The following is a 17,752-nucleotide window of genomic DNA, read 5'->3' as shown; positions in this document are numbered from 1 at the left end:
GCATCCGCCTGTCCCGTGAATCTACGACAATATCTGATGGTCTTTTACGAGTAAGAGGAACATTCGTGCAAACAAGAAACAAGCCTGAGGTACTGGCCCCCGCCGGCAATTTGAGGGGTCTCAAGACCGCCGTCGACTACGGCGCGGACGCCGTCTACTGCGGCGGCAAGGCGTTCGGCATGCGCAGTGCGCCGAAGAACCTGAGCCTCGAGGATTTCGAGGAAGGCGCACGGTACGCCCACGAGCGCGGCGCCCGTGTGTACGTCACGTTCAACGTGCTGCCACGCAACAACGAGGTGGAGGCCATGCGCGAATACCTCGGCAAGCTGAAGGACACCGGCGTGGACGCGCTGATCGTATCCGACATCGGCGTGATGCTCATGGCCAAGCAAGTGGCTCCGAACCTCGAACTGCACGTGAGCACGCAGGCCGGCGTGACCAACTACCAGGCCGCCAACGCGTTCTACGAGCTGGGCGCCCGCCGAGTGGTGCTGGCCCGCGAAATGGATCTGCAGGCCGTGCGCGACATCCGCGCGCGCATCCCCGACGACCTCGACATCGAATGCTTCGTCCACGGCGCCATGTGCATGGCCTTCTCCGGACGCTGCCTGTTCTCCAACTATCTGACCGGACGCGACGGCAACCATGGCGAATGCGCGCAGCCGTGCCGCTGGAAGTATTCCATCGTGGAGGAGAAGCGACCCGGTCGGTACTTCCCGATCGAACAGACCGCGGAAGGCGCGTACCTGTTCAATTCGCAGGACATGAACATGCTTGCCCACATCGACGATCTCATCGATTCGGGCGCGACGAGCCTCAAAATCGAAGGCCGTTCCAAGAGCGCCTACTACATCGCGGCCATGACCAATGCCTACAAGACGGCCGTCAACGAATATATGGTCCAGCGCGGTTTCGAGGACGCCGACGGCAACGAGCTGAAGCCCTTCCACGACCGTGTGATTCGGCCCGGCGACCCCGACTACGGCAAGCCGGAAACCGAGGATGCGATCATGGCCAACGCCGACGGGGCGTTCGCTGGCAAACCCGACCTTGACGGCATGCCCGTCGGCGGCGCTCCGTCCGGCAACATCGCCATCGGCGAGCCGGACAACCTGAGCTACCACGCGCGCAGCACCCGCCGCAAGTCGAACACCGCAGCCGAGATCCTACCGGAAGGCTGGCATCATGCGGGAGTGCGTCCGGCACCGCACGTTAAACTGCCCGACTGGCTGCTCGACGAACCCGACAAGGTGGCGCACCGCGACTACTCCACCGGCTTCTACTATCCGGAGCACAAGGTGCAGCAGAGCGCCGACCGCTCCGCCTACTTCCGTGCATGGCTCGTGGTCGGCGAAGTGCTGTCCTGGAGCCCAGAGGACGGCGGTCGCGTGACCATCATGAGCCGCAACAAGATCGAAGCCGGACAGGAAGTCGAATTCGTGCTGCCCGGCGCCGCGCCCTTCTCCTACACCGTTCCGGCGGGCGGCTTCCGCGACGCCGACGGACACTGGGTGGAAGCCATCAACAACCCGGCGCACGTCTTCTCCATGCCATGTCCACGCGAAGTTCCGGTCAACGCGGCCATCCGGTCACGTACGAAGAAGCCGACGCTGAAAGCCGAATGAGCGGACGGACGAAACCAGGCCGGACACAGCCCGGCAGTCGTCAAAAATCCTTCAAATCGCAGAAAAACCAAGGAAAACAAGACATGAGCAGCACACAATACGATGACGCGATCCTCGATTCCAACGCCATTGACCCCACCGACAAGAACGGCAACCCGATTCCCGTGACCATCCCGATCATGCTGGCCCCCGGCATCAAAGTGGTCTACACCACGCGTCTTGGCGGCTCCAGCGAAGGCGATTTCGCGCACTTCAACCTCGGAGGCAAATCCGGAGACGATCCGGAACACGTGCTCGCCAATCGGGTGGCGCTCGCCGACGTGCTCGGCGCTAAGATCAGCCTCATCAGCCAGGTGCATTCCGGCGATGCGGTGGACGTGGATGAATCGTTCACCATCAACCAGCCGTTCGGATTCGACGTGTCCGGCACGAAGGGCGGCTCGGAGTCTGGTGCGGAAAGCGTGGAAGACGAACCGGCCGTCATCGAAGCCGACGGCCAGGTGACGTCCCGCAGGCACGTGGCGCTCGGCATGTTCGCCGCCGACTGCCTGCCGGTGCTCATGGCCGACCCCGAAGCCGGCGTCATCGGAGCCGCGCATTGCGGCCGTCGCGGCCTGCAGAAAGGCGTGATCGGCGCCACCGTCGAGAAGATGGTCGCCAAAGGAGCCAAGGCTGAGCGCATCGTCGCCACGCTTGGTCCGCGTATCTGCGGCGATTGCTACGAGGTGGGCGGAGACATCGCGGACGAATTCGACGCGCAGTTCCCGGGAACCTTCACGTTGAGCCGTTTCGGCCAGCCGGGCATCGACATCGCGGCCGCCGCATTGCAGGAGCTCGCCAAGGCGGGCGTGCCGGCCGACAACGTCGTATCCTCCCGTCCGCGCGTCAACGCGGCCACGCAGTATCTGTCGGAGGACGAGGAGCTGGCCGGCATCTGCGCCGCCGACGGTGAGGGTGATTCACAGCTCGCCGAACGTTTCAACAAGATCCGCCGCAGCCTGTGCACGTACGAGAATCCGCTGTGGTTCTCGCATCGCCGTGCGTCGCTTGCCGGGAAAACGCACGAAGGCCGCATGCTGGCGCTGATCGTGCGCGAATAATCGGATATCGCGATCATCGAAACAAACATCGAAAACGGAAAACCGAAGGGGCGAAGTGATGCAGGAACAGAAAATGCCGGTCGTGGCCGTGGTGCTGGCCGCGGGGTTCGGCACGCGATTTGACGAGGACAATCCTAAGCAGCTGGTGTCGTTGGGCGGCAAACCGATCGTTTGCTGGAGCATTGAGGCGTTCGAGAACAACGACCGGGTCAGCGACATCATCGTGGTGGTCAACGACCGGGTGGAGGAAACGGTGAGCGAGCTCATCGACCAGGCCGGTTATTCCAAAGTGCGCGCCATCGTGCCAGGCGGCGCCGAACGCGTGGACAGCACGCTCGGGGCCCTGGACCTGCTCAGGCAGTCCGGCATCCCGTCCGGTGCGAAGGTGCTCATCCACGACGGCGTGCGGCCGTTCGTCGAGCAGCGGTCCATCGACGGCTGCATTGACGCGCTGGACCAGTTCAATGCGGCCACCGTGGCGTTCGCGTCCACCGACACGATTCTGCTCACGAAGGACCTGGGCGACCGCAAGGTGGTCGGATCCGTGCCGGACCGTCCGAACACCTTCCGCGCGCAGACCCCGCAGGCCTTCCGATTCGGCACCATCGTCAAGGCGTACGAACTGGCTTCGGCCGACCCCGATTTCCATCCGACCGACGATACGCGCGTGGTGGTGGACTATCTGCCGGACGAACCGGTGGCCATCGTGGAAGGTTCTGAGATGAACCTCAAAATCACCACGCCGTCCGACATGCCGATAGCCGAAGGCATCGCGAACAGCCTCGACCCCGAACATGTCAAGGAGGCCGCCAAGGCGCGCATGCACGCGGTGTTCGCCGAAGCGTTCTCGCAGATGCACAGCCGCTGATTCGGGCACCGATCCAATCGACCACGTGCCGCGTGGCGCGTCCGTCATGCGGCATCGCGTATCGCCACGTACACTGGAAACCATGCAGCAGATCAACATCGTCATCTCCGGCTTCGCGCCATATGAAGGCATCGACGTCAATCCGGCCGTGCTCGTGCCGGCGGCGGTCGTCGAGCAATGGGCTGATCCGGCGATATCGCAGGCCATTTCGGAAGACCTGCTGCAGGACGTCTCCATCACCGTCACCAACGTCACGTTGCCGGTGAGCTTCGCCAACGCATGGCCCACTCTGCTGGAGGCCATTGAACGGACCAAGCCGGACATCGTCATCGCCACCGGGCTCAAGCGCACGTCCCGCGGCATCCTGCTGGAACGATGCGCCACGAATCTCATGGACGCGGCCAGGCCGGATGCGGACAATGTGATTCCGGAGCGGCGCCCCATCGATCCGAACGGGCCGGCCGCGTATTGGACGCGTCTGCCGTTGCGGTCGATTCTGCGCGATTTCGCCAAGCATGAGATTCCCGCGACGTTGAGTTCCGACGCTGGCACGTTCGTCTGCAATTCGCTGTTCTACCATCTGCTGGATTGGTCGGCGTCGCAGCCGAAGCACATTCTGTCGGGTTTCGTCAGCCTGCCGATCGTCAACGAACGTCCGCACGAGCGTGGCCTGTCGATCGAACAGCAGACGGCCGCGGTCGACGACGTGCTGCGCGAATCCGTGCGATATTTTCTGCAGCCGTCATCGGGGGATATTCTGCTCGGCTGAACGATTGCGGCATGCCGTGTCGGAGGATATGCCGGACCATCCTTTCCATTCCCCCTTTTCGAACGATTTCTGTGCTCTCTGTGAGAATAATGCGTTCTGTCTGCGTGGCGTGCATGGGCTGAGCTAAAGTACAGAGCGAGTATGCGCGGCCAAATGCGCGAGATAAGGGAATTCGTGAAAGGAAAAGGGCATGGTTGAGCAGTTCCCAATCGTGTTGAGGGGGTATGACAAGGACAGGGTCGACGAGGCGTTCGCCTCGGCGCAGGAGACGGTGAACCGCCTGCGTGAGCAGGTCAAGGCCGACGACCAGACCATCCTTGAGCTGCAGGCGCAGCTGCAGGAGGAGAAGAACAAGAAGTCCTCTCCGAAGTCCTTCGCCTCTCTCGGCGCCAACGCCCAGCAGATGCTCGCCAGCGCCGAACAGACCAGCGCCGAACTGCTTGAGCGTGCCAAGAAGGACGCCACCGCCGCGCGCGCCACGGTGCAGCTGCAGGCCGAAACGCTGCTGAACAACGCCAAAATCGATTCCAAGCGCATGATGGACGATGCCAAAGCCAAATCCTCCGATATGCTCGGCAAGGCCAAGGAGGAATCGGACAAGCTGCGCGCCAGCGCCCAGCGCGAGGTGGAGCAGATGCGCAGCGAGACGCAGAAGGCAGTGGTCGCCCAGCGTCAGACTGTGGATCTGGAACTGACCAATTCCCGCGAGGAGCATAACAAGCGCCTTGCCGCCGAACGCGCCAAGCAGGAGCGTGAGATCTCCGACATGCGTGCCGAGGCGACCAGCAAGATCGCCGAACAGCGCAAGAGCGCCAATGAGGAGATCTCCCGCCTGAAGAGCGAGACCAACGACCAGATCGAATCCGCTCTTGCCGAAGCCAACAAGAAACTGGCCGATGTGCGCGAGCAGGTGTCCAAGATGATGACCGATGCGCAGCGTCGTGCCGCCGAGATCACCGATGCCGCTAAGTCGAAGGCGCAGGAGATCACCGACGAGGCCGAGGTGCACCGCACCCAGACCATGAGCCAGGTCAATGCCGAGGTGGAGCAGATCCGCGCCGACATCTCGAACCAGCAGGACGAGGCCACGAAGAAGGTCAACGAGCTGCTCGCCGACCTGAACGAACGTCGTGAGGTCGCCAAGAAGCAGGCCGACGAGCTGACGTCCAAGGCCCAGACCATTCGCGACGAGGCCGAGACGTACGCCAAGAACAAGCGTGAGGAGGCCGACACGAACGCGGCAAGCATCCTCAAGCAGGCCACCGAGGACGCCGACGAACAGGTCAACGAGCGTCGCGAGGCCGCCAAGAAGGAGATGGAAGGCATCCAGAAGCGTATCGCCGACCTGCAAGCCCGCGAATCGCAGATCACGCAGCGCGTCACCGAGCTGCGCGCCATGTTCGCCAATGCCTTCTCCGGTTTCGGCGCGAATGGCCTGTCCGTGGTCAATGCCGTCGACGATGGTGCCTCGTCCGAGGGTGCGCCGGCTGCCGACGAGGCGCAGAACGGGGATGAGCAGTCGCAGGGCGTGACCGCGGACGCGGATGCCGTGGATTTCGACGCGGCGGACACGACGGTGGATTCGTTTGCGGACGAACAGCCTGTTTCGAATGATGACAACCAGGAGGAATCTGATAATGACTGACATCACACCATTGAGCTGTGATGAATTGAACAAGCTCGTCGATGATTTCGAGGCGAGCGAGCATAACCGTATGGCCATGAACGCCGTCACGGCGGCCGGCATTGACAAAGTGGCGCTCAACTATGACCGCGCGCGTCTGATGCAGCGCCGCTTCTCCACCGTCGTGGACAATGGCACCGTCACCCATCAGGACCGTTCCGGCCGCTGCTGGCTGTTCAGCTCGCTGAACGTGGCCCGTTTCGTGGCCAAGCGGAACATGGGCCTCAAGGAGTTCGAGTTCTCTCAGAACTACGCCATGTACTACGACAAGCTTGAGCGCGTCAACTACTTCCTGAAGGATGTGGCCGCGCTGGTGCGTGCGGGCGAGCCGTCCGATTCGCGTCTGATGCAGCATCTGCTTGCCGACGTGATGGGCGATGGCGGCCAGTGGACCATGGCCATGGACGTCTACAAGAAGTACGGCGCGGTTCCGAAGGACCTGTATCCGGAGACCGAGTCGTCCAAGAACACCGGTGAGATGAACACGCAGCTGCGCCGCATGCTGCGCACCGCCGTGGCGCACATGTACGCCGATCCGTCCTCGATCGACGGCGTCATCGCCGAAGCCACCGCTGCCGGCCACCGCATTCTGACGATTCATTTGGGCGAGCCGCCGAAGAGCTTCGACTGGGAATGGACCGACAAGGACGGCGAATTCCACCGCGACGGCGAGATCACGCCGGTCGAGTTCTGGAAGAAGTACGTCGGTTCCGCCGATTTGGAAAGCTACGTGTGTCTCGTGGACGATCCGCGCCGTGAGCATGCCAAGGGCAAGAAGATTGGCATCGAGCATCTGGGCAATGTGGCGGGTGGAGATCCGACCGAATACCTCAACGTGCCGAACCAGTTCATGAAGGATTGCGTGCGCCGCATTCTTGAGGAGCAGGGCATTCCGGTGTGGTTCGGTGCCGATTGCCATCCGATGATGGACCGTGTGAACGGCGCGTGGGCCACTGACCTGTTCGAATACGGCCGTGTGTACGATGTCGATTTCGATTTGGACAAGGAAGGCCGCGTGCGTTTCGGCGATTCCGCGATGAACCACGCTATGGCTTTCGTCGGCGTGGATGTGGCGGATGATGGCCACACCACCCGTCGTTGGCGTGTGGAGAATTCCTGGGGCGACAAGATCGCCGACAAGGGCTATTTCACCATGAGCGACGACTGGTTCACCGAATACGTCTACGAGGTTGCCGTCCCGAAGGCGCTCCTCCCCGACGAATACCTCAAGGCCCTGGAAGAGCCCGCCCAAATGCTCCCCGCATGGGATCCGATGGGCGCTTTGGCATAAAATGCCAAAGCGCCTGAGCCGACGCGCCGTTAAGCGGACAGTCCTGTGGACTGTCCGTAGGCGCGGCTGAGGCCGTTAGGCCGAAGGCACGGCGAAGGTAGTATTGAGTCCGCGCGTAGCGCGGCCCGTACTTGCAGGGCGCATTGGCCAAATAGCGCGCGAAGCGCGCGCCGGCCAATACAATACAATCCCCAAACACGCCGTCTGCACGATGGAATCACATTCCACCATGCAGGCGGCGTTTTTGTATTTCGATTCACTGCCTGCGCACTGATGCGTACAGTTCTGCAGAAAATCGCAAGACAAAACAAGAACGTTTAATGCAAATACTCAACAAGAACGTTCCAATATGCAAAAACACCAACGTCGGTGTGTCTTAGTGTCAATGGCTCAATATAAATGAAAAATAGCATTTGACTAGACTTTTTCTTTAAAGGTTAAACGTTCTTGTAAATTTGTGTTACACTGATTGCAAACGTTCAACAAGGAACGTTGGGAATGGCAAAGGGAAATATCATGACAAAGGAAGTCAAGGAGAAGTACGGCTTGCCGACGATGCTGGCCGTGCTGTCCGTATCGCTGCTGTTGACAAGTGCGAACGTCATCAACGGTATTCTGCCGCAGGTCGGCAAGGGCCTGGGCGTATCCAACGCCGCCGCTGAGCTGCTGGTCACCACTCCGTCGCTGACGGCCCTGATTACGCTGATCGCCAGCCCGGCATTGGCTCGTTTCTTCGGTCTGAAGCGCGTCATCGGCTTTGGCGTGCTGTTGGTCGGCATCTCGGGCGTCGTGCCTATGTTCGTCAGCAGCTACCCGCTCATCATGGCATCCCGCGTCGTGCTTGGCCTGGGTCTTGGCTGCTACAATTCGCTGGCCGTCACCATCATCCAGATCATGTGGAAGGGCAACGTCCGTTCCTCTCTGCTTGGCATCCGCGGAGCCTTCGAGAACATCGGCCAGATGATCATGACCTCCATCGTCGGTCTGCTCATCAGCTTCGTCGGTTGGCAGGGCTCCTTCGTGGTCTATCTGCTGGCGATCGCCTCCCTGGTCTGGTTCTGGGTAGCCGTGCCGGATGTCAAGATGATCGACGAGAACGACGATGAGGATGATCCCGACGACAAGTTCGCCGCGAAGACCAGCCCGATCGCTCCGCTGCTGGTGGCGTTCGCCGCGGCATACCTCATCGCCATGCAGTCTGGCTTCGTGCGTTGGGCCGCTGTGACTCAGGAGGCCATGGGCTCCGACTTCAACACCTCATCCATCATCTCCATCGGCGTCGGTGCCGGCATCATCGCAGGTTTCGCCTTCGGTCCGATCAACAAGTTCCTCGGCCGTATGAACACGCTGTATCTCGGCATCGCCATCGAAGCCGCGGGTTGCTTCCTGCTGTACTTCGCCAACGGCAACTATCCGATGCTCGTCGCCGCGATCATCTGCTTCTACGTGCCCGGCCCGATCCTGGGACCGTGGATTTTCAACCAGCTGCCCAAGTATGCGCCCAAGAGCAAGCAGGCCTTCTGGTCCGCCGCGGTGATGATCGGCTTCCATGTCGGCATCTTCCTTGCGCCGATCGCCATGAGCGCCATCGAGGCCGTCTCCGGCAGCAAGGACCTGGCAGTGTCGTTCCTGCCGTTCGGCATCGCGCTGGTGCTGATCATCGTGGGCGTGTTCGTCTACACCACCTTCTTCGCCAAGCGTGCCAAGACCGCCGCCGTCGAAGCGTGAGCAAGCCGAAAGGATACGACCGATGTTCGAACCATACCGTCCCAATGAGGTGCGCACGGCTCCCGAGCCGCTGCGGAATCCCGACGACGTGATTGACGGATATGTCACCGCGTTCAATCGCCATGACGAGGAACTGTACACACAGATGATCTCCAATGCGAATACCGCCGCGTGGATGAAGCGAGAGGTGCCGTTCTTCGAATGCGCGGACCGCTTGCTGGAACGGGTGTACTGGTTCCGCTGGTGGACATACCGCAAACACATCACCGAAACGCCTGAGGGTCCTATCGTTTCCGAATTCCTGCCGGACGTGTACTGGGCCGGGGCCTACAACTCCATCAACGATGCCGCCGGCCATCACATCGCCGAAGGGCGCTGGCTGCGTGACAGGGACCTGATGCGCAACTACGCGACATTCTGGTTCCGAGGCTCCGGCAATGAGCTGTCGTATTCGTCCTGGCTGGTCGATGCGGTGGTGCAGTATGCGGAAAGCCGTGACGACCGGGAGTTCGCGGTCGGCCTTCTTGACGATTTCGTCCGTTTCTACCAAGCGGTGGAAGAGCGCAACATGACGCGATACGGCCTGTTCTGGTCGTTCGACGATCGTGATGCGATGGAGGATTCGATCTCCGGCTCCGGTCTGCGTCCGACGCTCAACAGCTACATGGTGGCCAATGCCAGGGCGATTGCCAAAACGGCGCATTGGGCCGGGCGGGAGACACTCGCCGTCGAATTCGATGCGAAGGCCTGGATGCTGACGCGGCATATCCGCGAAAGGCTTTGGGATCCGAAGGGTGGTTTCTTCAAGGTCATTCCGCTGGACGACAAGGACGGTGAGCTCACCTCGTTGTCTTTCGACAGCATCGATCCGAAACACAATGTGCGCGAGGAAATCGGATACATCCCTTGGATGTTCGGCATCGCCGACGAATCCAACGAAGTTGCATGGTCGTTCCTCAACGATCCCGCGCATTTCGCCGGGGCCGCCGGCATCCGCACCGCGGAGGCGAGCCATCCGCGGTACATGAACCATGATTCGGCCCACGAGTGTCAGTGGAACGGACCATGCTGGCCGTTCGCCACCACGCAGACGCTGGATGCCATGATCGAAGAGATTCGTTCCGGGCGCGGTGCGCTGACCTCCGGCGACTTCATGCGCGAGCTGCGCAGATACGCCGCCGTGCACATCCGTCAGGCCGATGACGGAAGCCTTGTTGACTGGTTGGACGAGAACCTCGACGCCGATACCGGCAACTGGATTTCCCGTGATCAGCTCGAAGCGTGGGGGTGGCGCGAAGACAAGGGAGGCTACGAGCGTGGTAAGGACTACAACCATTCCGCCTTCTGCGATCTCATCATCTCCGGCCTTGCCGGTGTTCGCGTGGAATCGGCTGATGACGGTGCCTCGGAACTTACGGTTTCTCCTCTCGCCCACGGTTCCGCGATGCCATACTGGCGATTGCTTGGCTTACCGGTAGGCGGCACCACGGCGGATATCTACTATGACGCCGAAGGCGACCGCTACGGACATGGGCAGGGATTGACGGTCGTGCTGGCCAACGGTTCGACCATCCATGACGAGTCCACGAAGCCGCAGGTGCAGGTGCTTCTGCCGCACCGGGCATAACGACATGCCGGCATCGTTTCATGCGATGCCGGCTTTCTCATGCATTTTTCCGCGTTATGCCGCACTAATAGCCGACGCTCGAATAAGCTTGATGTGTACTCGTCGGAAAGGAATGACATGGCCACACTGCGTGATGTCGCCAAGGAAGCTGGAGTGTCCGTCGCCACCGCCTCGGTGGTGCTGCGTGGCGAACCCGGATTCAAGGAGGAGACACGCAAGCGCATCCTTGCCGCTGCTGAGAAGGTTCATTACACGGCGAATGTCTCCGCACGTTTCCTCAAGCAGGGAAATTCGGGGATGCTTGCCTTCGTCGTTCCCGAGCTGTCCAATCCGTATTTCACCGATCTGGCATGGGCGATATCCCAGGAGGCGCAGAGACGGGGGTACCAGATGCTGGTGCAGCAGACCAACGCCAGGGCATCCTCGGAACGCGACGTGCTCAAACGTGTCAGCACTCCGATGTGCGACGGTCTTATCATCAACCTTCACAACGTGGAGGAGGATGAATTGCGTTCACTCATCGGGGAACATCCCGCGGTGCTGTTCGAGGATTACTCGGAGCATCCGCGATATGACACCGTGTCGTTGCCTTTGGAATCGGCCTTCCGTACGGCATTCCAATATCTCAGACAACAAGGGTACGAGCATGTCGGCATCGTCGGTGGACGGGCCTTCGAAACCGACGAATTCGCTTCGACCGGTCGCAACGTCGGCTCATATCTTGCGACGCAGGCCTTGATCGAATCCGGGTTGGGGCAGCGTTCGGATACCATTCCCTGCGATTGGACCGCGGACGGCGGTTCCAAGGCGGCGGTGGACATCATGCAGGCCGATCTTGGTTATGACGCGTTCTTCTGCATGAACGATCTTATCGCCTTCGGTCTGATTCGCGGATTCCATGACATGGGAGTGCGTGTGCCGCAGGACAAGGCGGTCTTTGGTTTCGACGGCGTGAGCCCGTCGGCGTATTCGTTGCCGCTGCTGTCCACCATCGCGGTGGATTACGAAGGCATGGCCCGCACCGCGATCGACATGCTCGTCGAACGTATCAAAGGCGATGCCGATGGCGTGCCTCCCCGCTGCAAGACCGCCGGATTCCGGCTGGTGCGCGGTGAATCGGCATAATCGGCCGTACGTGGTGGCTTGATTGCAACACCGCCGACTGCACGATGGAATCCATTCCACCATGCAGTCGGCGTTTTCCATATTCCGGTCACATCCATTAAGGTAACTTCGGTAATGTTCGATGCCTTACTGGGTGCAATGGCAGGGGAGGAATGGAAGCGATGGCAGGTCTTCGCGGTCCGGATAGTTCGAAGGATGCGCAGTTGTTGGATGAGCGCGCCGTGTTTCCGGAGACCGTGGATGTCAATATCCGGCAGCTTGACCCGATTCCCGCGCCCCGATATTTCCTCAAGGAGCTTCCGCTCACCGACGAGATGAGCGATCTGGTCCTGAAGTCCCGTCAGGAGATCCGCGACGTGCTGCACGGTCGCGACGATCGTCTGCTGGCCATCGTCGGCCCATGTTCGATTCACGATCCCAAGGCGGCGCATGAGTACGCGGAGAAGCTCGCCGCCGTCAAGAACGAGCTTGAGGATCGTCTGGTCATCGTCATGCGCGTGTATTTCGAGAAGCCGCGCACCACCATCGGCTGGAAGGGCCTGATCAACGATCCGGATCTCGACGGCCAGTTCAACATCCGCAAGGGCATGTTTTTGGCCCGCAAGGTGCTCACCGACGTGTTGGGGCTCGGCCTGCCCGCGGCCACGGAATGGCTTGATCCGATCACCCCGCAGTACATCTGCGATCTGATCAGCTGGGGCGCGATCGGCGCGCGCAACACCGAAAGCCAGGTGCATCGCGAGCTGGCATCCGGCATGTCCATGCCGATCGGCTTCAAGAACGCCACCGACGGTTCCATCAAGCCGGCCGCCGATTCATGCTATGCGGCCGCCTTCGAGCATCATTTCCTGTCCATCAATCTTGACGGACGCGTGATTTCCGCAGAAACCAAGGGCAATCCCGACTGCCATCTGGTATTGCGCGGCTCCTCGCACGGCCCGAATTACGATGCCGCCTCCGTGGCGCAAGCATTGGCCGATCTCAAGGCTTCCAAGGCGTCCGGTCCGAGCGAACACGGTCTGATCATCGATGCGGCGCACGGCAATTGCGGCAAGAACGAGGTTCGTGAGGCTGAAGTGGTCGAGGAGATCGCCGCTCGCATAGCAGCCGGCGAGCCGGGCATCCTTGGCGTCATGATGGAAAGCTTCCTCAAGGCGGGCAACCAGAAGCCGGCTCCGCTCGACCAGCTCGAATACGGCAAGTCCATCACGGACGCCTGCGTGCCGTGGGACCGTACCGAGCAGTTGCTGCACACGCTTGCCGACGCGGTCGACGCACGTCGGCGCCTCGCAGCCTGATTCGATTTGTTTGCTGCCTTCCCGCGATAAGGCGCGTCCCGAACGCCGGAAGATGGTCAAAAGATGCCGGAAGACCGGGAATACGGAGGTTCTGCACTGCCATTGCTATCCTTGGGATTGGAATACGGACCAAGGAGAACAAGACCATGCAGCAGCAGCTGAACACGCCTGAGGATCTTCGCGCGATCAAACAGGCCATGGACGAGGGCAAGAATCCGCTGGTGGAGACCGACGTGCCGCGTTGGGAGGATCAGGTCGGCATCAGCCGCATCGTGAACCGTCGCGTGCTGGAATTCGAAGTGCTGCCCACTCCCGCCCAAGTGTTGGGCGATCTGCCTTTGAACGCCGAGGCAAGGGATCTTGTCGCCTATTCACGCGATGAGATTCGTGCCTGCCTGTATGGCCAGGACGACCGGCTGCTGGTGATCGTCGGCCCCTGTTCCGTACATGATCCGGCGGCCGCGCTCGACTATGCGCGTCGGCTGGCCACGCTGAAAAAGGAGCTGGACGGCGAACTGCTCATCGTCATGCGCGTGTATTTCGAGAAGCCGCGCACCACGGTCGGCTGGAAGGGTCTGATCAACGATCCCGACATCGACGGCAGCTGCAATATCAGGAAAGGCCTGCTTTTGGCCCGCCGCACGCTGCTCGGCGTGCTCGACGAGGGATTGCCGGCGGCCACGGAATTTCTGGAACCGACCAGTCCGCAGTACATTTCCGACGCGGTCAGCTGGGGTGCGATCGGCGCGCGTAACACCGAAAGCCAGGTGCACCGGCAGCTGGCGTCCGGCATGTCCATGCCGATCGGCTTCAAGAACGCCACCGACGGTTCCATCAAAGCTCCGGCCGATTCGTGTTTCGCGTCCGCCCAGCAGCACACGTTCTTCGGCATCGACCATCTTGGCCGCGCGGCCGTGGTCAAGACGCTCGGCAATCCCGACTGTCATGTGGTGCTGCGCGGCTCCTCGCACGGTCCCAACTACGATGCGGATTCCATCGCCAAAGCCATGGACGCCATCCGTGCGGAGATGCCGGCCGATTCCGCCGCGGCACACGGTCTGATCGTGGACTGCTCCCATGGCAACTCCGGCAAGGACGAGCATCGCCAGGCCGAAGTGGTGCATGACATCGCCGGGCGCATCGCGGCAGAGGAGCAGGGAATCACCGGCATCATGATGGAAAGCTTCATCGAAGGCGGCAACCAGCCCGCGGCGACACTTGACAAACTCGTCTACGGCAAATCCATCACCGACAAATGTCTGAGCTGGCCGACCACGGAACAACTGCTGCGCGAGCTCGCCCATGCTGTGGGTACGCGCCGCTGGAAGTGACGCCGTCGGAGACGTTCGCAAGACAATCGCAAGACAAAACGACCAAGACAAACAGGATAAAGGGGAAACGTATGACCGCAATCGCCATCATCGGCGCCATGGATGAGGAAATCGCCCATATCGCGTCGTCGCTGAACAACGTCACCGTCACCGAGGAAGTCGGCATCCAGGTGACACGAGGCACCCTCGAAACCAACAAGGGCACCGTGCTCAGCGTCGCGGCGACGGTCGGAGGCATGGGCACCGTCAACATCGCCGCCACCACGCAGCACCTCATTGACGTCGACCATCCCGAAGCCGTGATCTTCTCCGGCATCGCGGGCAACCTCAACACGAATCTGCACGTCAACGATGTGGTGCTCGGTGGCACGCTGCGCTACCTCGACACCGACATGCGGCTGGTAGGGCAGTTCAAGCCCGGCACCGCAGACCATCCGGTCGAGGAATACCATAGCGACGAACGCCTGATCGGACTTGCCAACCAGGCGTTGGACGACATGGGCATCCACCATATCGTCGGCATCATCGCCACCGGCAACTATTTCGTCGACGATCCGAAGAAGGTCGAGCAGGTGATTCGCGAGACCGGCGCCGACGCGGTGGAGATGGAAGGTGCCGCCGTGGCACATGTCGCGGCGCGCAACGACATCCCCGCGCTGGTCATCCGCGCGTTGAGCGACAATGCGGACACCGATTACGAGGATTTCAAGGAATTCGACATCTCCGAATACGCGGATACCGCGGCGAAGCTGACGGTGGACATCGTCAAGCGTATGTAGCCGGCCGCATACGGACCCGTTGACGTCCCATCCTTCCGTGGTATCGGAGGATGGGACGTCTCATATTCCGACACGACGCATCCCGAACGCATACTGAAAAGTGAACGGCGGGGAAACTTCCGATGGCGTGCGGGAATCACATGCGCGAAAGCCGTGCGAACCCGCTAGTCTGGATGGAGAATGCAGGATGATCGGAAGGTGAATTCATGACGTTGGGCCAGATGCTGACGACGCCGCAGGTGGCTGCCGTGCTGGTGGCCGTCGCCGTGGTCGTGTTCGTCGTGGCATACGCCATCGGCCGCGCGCAGGGCGTCCGGTCCGCCGAGGATGGCGTCGACCCGAACGATCCGAGCCTGTTCGGGGCTTCGAAGAACACGTCGCTGTTCGGGCCCCGCGTGCCGGTGCAATCCACGGAACGTCAATTGGTGGCCGTCATGCCCGAAGCGCTGATCGTCGTCGATTCGCTGTCCACGGTCCGGTACGCGTCTCCCGAAGCGCGACGTTTCGGCATCATCCACGATCAGGTGATGACGTTCGCGGAGCTCCGCGACATCGTGAAACTGGTGTCCGCGGACGGCATGGTGCGCGAACGTGAACTGACGATTCCCCTGCATGACCGTGCGCATGCGGGAGTGCCGGATACGAATGGCAGGGGCGTCGAAGCCGGCAAACCGTTGCCGGAGGACACGCTGTATCTGCATGTCCGCGTCGGGCAAATCGCCGACGGCCTGTTCGCGGTTTTCGTTTCCGACATGAGCGAGCAGCGCCGTTTCGAAGCCATGCGTCGCGATTTCGTCACCAACGTGTCGCACGAGCTCAAAACCCCGGCCGGAGCGATCTCGCTGCTCGCCGAAACGATCGGCGACGCGGCGGATGATCCGGATGCCGTGAGGTACTTCTCCGGACGCATCGCCAAGGAATCCGAACGATTGACTGAGCTGGTGCATCGTCTGATTGATCTGCAGAAGGCGCAAAGCGCGGCGGCGATGCTCAATGCCGAACGGCTGTCCGTGCTGTCCGTCGCACGCGAGGCGCTCGCCGAAAATCAGGTGAAGGCCGATTCGAAGCACATCGGACTGGCGTTGTCCGTGAACGGACGGCAGGTGCCAGCGCACGCGGATGCCGGTGAATTGGCCGCGGAATCCGGACAGGGGCTGGACGCGTTCGTAGTGGCCGATCGTGAAACCATCAAAACGGCGGTGAAGAATCTGGTGGAGAACGCCATCAATTATTCGCCGGAACGAACCACGGTGGCCGTCGGCATCGGCGTCGAGGACGGCAAGGTGGCCATTCGCGTCGTGGATCAGGGCATCGGCATTCCCGCGGCTTCGTTAAGCAGGATTTTCGAGCGATTCTATCGCGTCGATCCGGCGCGTTCGCGTGAGACCGGTGGCACTGGTCTGGGTTTGGCCATCACCAAGCATTGCGTCGAGGATTGTGGCGGCACCATCGCCGTATGGTCGCGCGAGGGGGAGGGGTCCACTTTCACCATCACCCTGCCTCAGGCCTCTGATTCGCAGTCCGATTCACAACCTGATCCGCAATCCACCGAAACGCGGCCAGACAGCTCCAATATCACCGAGAACATAGAGGAGAACCACTGATGACACGGATTCTGATCGTCGAGGACGAGGAGTCGTACCGAGAGCCGCTGGTCTACCAGCTGACCCGTGAAGGGTATGACGTGTCCGCCGCCGCAACCGGCGAGGAGGGACTGGAGCTGTTCACCAAAGGCGGCATCGATCTGGTGCTGCTCGACCTGATGTTGCCGGGGCTCGACGGCACCGCACTGTGCCGCAGAATCCGTGAGCAAAGCCGTGTGCCGATCATCATGCTGACCGCGAAAAGCGCGGAAATCGACAAGGTCGTCGGCCTTGAGATTGGCGCGGATGACTACATCACCAAACCGTATTCCTTCCGTGAGCTGCTGGCCCGCATCCGTGCGGTGCTTCGCCGCAACCAGATGGTCGCCGAAGCGGGCGAAACCGCCGATGACGACATTCCGCTGGTGTGCGGCGACATCTCCATGAAAATCGGCCAGCATGAGGTGACGGTCCGTGGAGAGAACGTGTTCTTCCCGCTGAAGGAATTCGAGCTGCTGGAATACCTCATGCAGAACAAGGGACGCGTGATGACCCGGCATCAGCTGATCGACCGCATCTGGGGGTCCGATTACGTTGGCGATACCAAAACCCTGGACGTGCATGTCAAGCGTGTGCGCGCCAAAATCGAGGAGGATCCGGGACATCCCAAGTATCTGACCACCGTGCGCGGACTCGGCTACAAAATCGATACGCCGGCCGAATAATCGAAAAACCGGAAGCCATCACACATTCCCCGGGAACCCTCATATCGGGACGGGAACGTGAAGGACGGTGAGCGGAACGGACGGGAACGACGAAGGTGTCGAAGACTGTTCATCTTCCGTTCACTGTTTTTGGTTTTCGGCACCCGAAACGCCCAATAGGCTGGAACTGTCATGAAGAACGATGGCGACAACAGAAAACGACATACCAGAAACACACGC

14 protein-coding genes are annotated in these 17,752 nt (G+C 61.1%); all 14 read left to right on the top strand.

Annotated features, from left to right (window positions below):
- Window positions 1-65: 65 nt before the first annotated feature.
- The 14 genes from ACR0P8_RS02660 (at window position 66) to ACR0P8_RS02595 (ending at window position 17,533) form a co-directional block, all read left to right on the top strand.
- Entirely contained in the window at window positions 66-1,625 is a 1,560-nt protein-coding gene (locus tag ACR0P8_RS02660; RefSeq protein WP_432623404.1) for a peptidase U32 family protein, read from the top strand.
- 83 nt (window positions 1,626-1,708) lie between these two features.
- Entirely contained in the window at window positions 1,709-2,725 is a 1,017-nt protein-coding gene (locus ACR0P8_RS02655) for a polyphenol oxidase family protein (protein WP_432623402.1), read from the top strand.
- A 58-nt stretch (window positions 2,726-2,783) separates the two neighbouring features.
- Entirely contained in the window at window positions 2,784-3,593 is an 810-nt protein-coding gene (locus ACR0P8_RS02650) for an IspD/TarI family cytidylyltransferase (RefSeq protein WP_432623400.1), read from the top strand.
- Between the two features lie 82 nt (window positions 3,594-3,675).
- Window positions 3,676-4,362 carry a pyroglutamyl-peptidase I gene (locus ACR0P8_RS02645; protein ID WP_432623398.1) on the top strand — a complete coding sequence of 229 codons (687 nt, stop codon included), beginning with the start codon at window positions 3,676-3,678 and terminating at the stop codon, window positions 4,360-4,362.
- 190 nt (window positions 4,363-4,552) lie between these two features.
- Entirely contained in the window at window positions 4,553-6,007 is a 1,455-nt protein-coding gene (locus ACR0P8_RS02640; RefSeq protein ID WP_432623396.1) for a cell division protein, read from the top strand.
- Window positions 6,000-7,337, top strand: a complete 1,338-nt coding sequence (locus ACR0P8_RS02635) for a C1 family peptidase (protein WP_432623394.1) — start codon at window positions 6,000-6,002, stop codon at window positions 7,335-7,337. Before ACR0P8_RS02640 ends, ACR0P8_RS02635 begins: the two co-directional genes overlap by 8 nt.
- A 516-nt stretch (window positions 7,338-7,853) precedes the next feature.
- Entirely contained in the window at window positions 7,854-9,065 is a 1,212-nt protein-coding gene (locus ACR0P8_RS02630; protein WP_432623392.1) for an MFS transporter, read from the top strand.
- Between the two features lie 22 nt (window positions 9,066-9,087).
- Window positions 9,088-10,692, top strand: a complete 1,605-nt coding sequence (locus ACR0P8_RS02625; protein ID WP_432623390.1) for an MGH1-like glycoside hydrolase domain-containing protein — start codon at window positions 9,088-9,090, stop codon at window positions 10,690-10,692.
- Between the two features lie 117 nt (window positions 10,693-10,809).
- On the top strand, window positions 10,810-11,817 hold the full coding sequence (locus ACR0P8_RS02620) for a LacI family DNA-binding transcriptional regulator (RefSeq protein WP_432623388.1): 1,008 nt from the start codon (window positions 10,810-10,812) through the stop codon (window positions 11,815-11,817).
- A 161-nt stretch (window positions 11,818-11,978) separates the two neighbouring features.
- The gene (locus ACR0P8_RS02615) at window positions 11,979-13,115 is read left to right on the top strand and encodes a 3-deoxy-7-phosphoheptulonate synthase (protein ID WP_432623386.1); all 1,137 of its coding nucleotides are present in this window, start codon (window positions 11,979-11,981) and stop codon (window positions 13,113-13,115) included.
- A 146-nt stretch (window positions 13,116-13,261) separates the two neighbouring features.
- Entirely contained in the window at window positions 13,262-14,446 is a 1,185-nt protein-coding gene (locus ACR0P8_RS02610) for a 3-deoxy-7-phosphoheptulonate synthase (RefSeq protein WP_432623384.1), read from the top strand.
- 71 nt (window positions 14,447-14,517) lie between these two features.
- Window positions 14,518-15,225 (top strand): 5'-methylthioadenosine/S-adenosylhomocysteine nucleosidase, encoded by a 708-nt coding sequence (gene mtnN / locus ACR0P8_RS02605; RefSeq protein ID WP_432623382.1) that lies wholly within the window; start codon window positions 14,518-14,520, stop codon window positions 15,223-15,225.
- 206 nt (window positions 15,226-15,431) lie between these two features.
- Window positions 15,432-16,829, top strand: coding sequence for a sensor histidine kinase (locus ACR0P8_RS02600; protein ID WP_432623380.1), 1,398 nt, complete (start codon window positions 15,432-15,434; stop codon window positions 16,827-16,829).
- The gene (locus ACR0P8_RS02595) at window positions 16,829-17,533 is read left to right on the top strand and encodes a response regulator transcription factor (RefSeq protein WP_432623378.1); all 705 of its coding nucleotides are present in this window, start codon (window positions 16,829-16,831) and stop codon (window positions 17,531-17,533) included. Before ACR0P8_RS02600 ends, ACR0P8_RS02595 begins: the two co-directional genes overlap by 1 nt.
- Window positions 17,534-17,752 lie beyond the last annotated feature (219 nt).

Origin of the sequence: Bifidobacterium sp., from assembly GCF_050874245.1 — a bacterium.
Taxonomy (GTDB): domain Bacteria; phylum Actinomycetota; class Actinomycetes; order Actinomycetales; family Bifidobacteriaceae; genus Bifidobacterium.
This window is presented reverse-complemented; position numbering and strand designations above follow the sequence as displayed.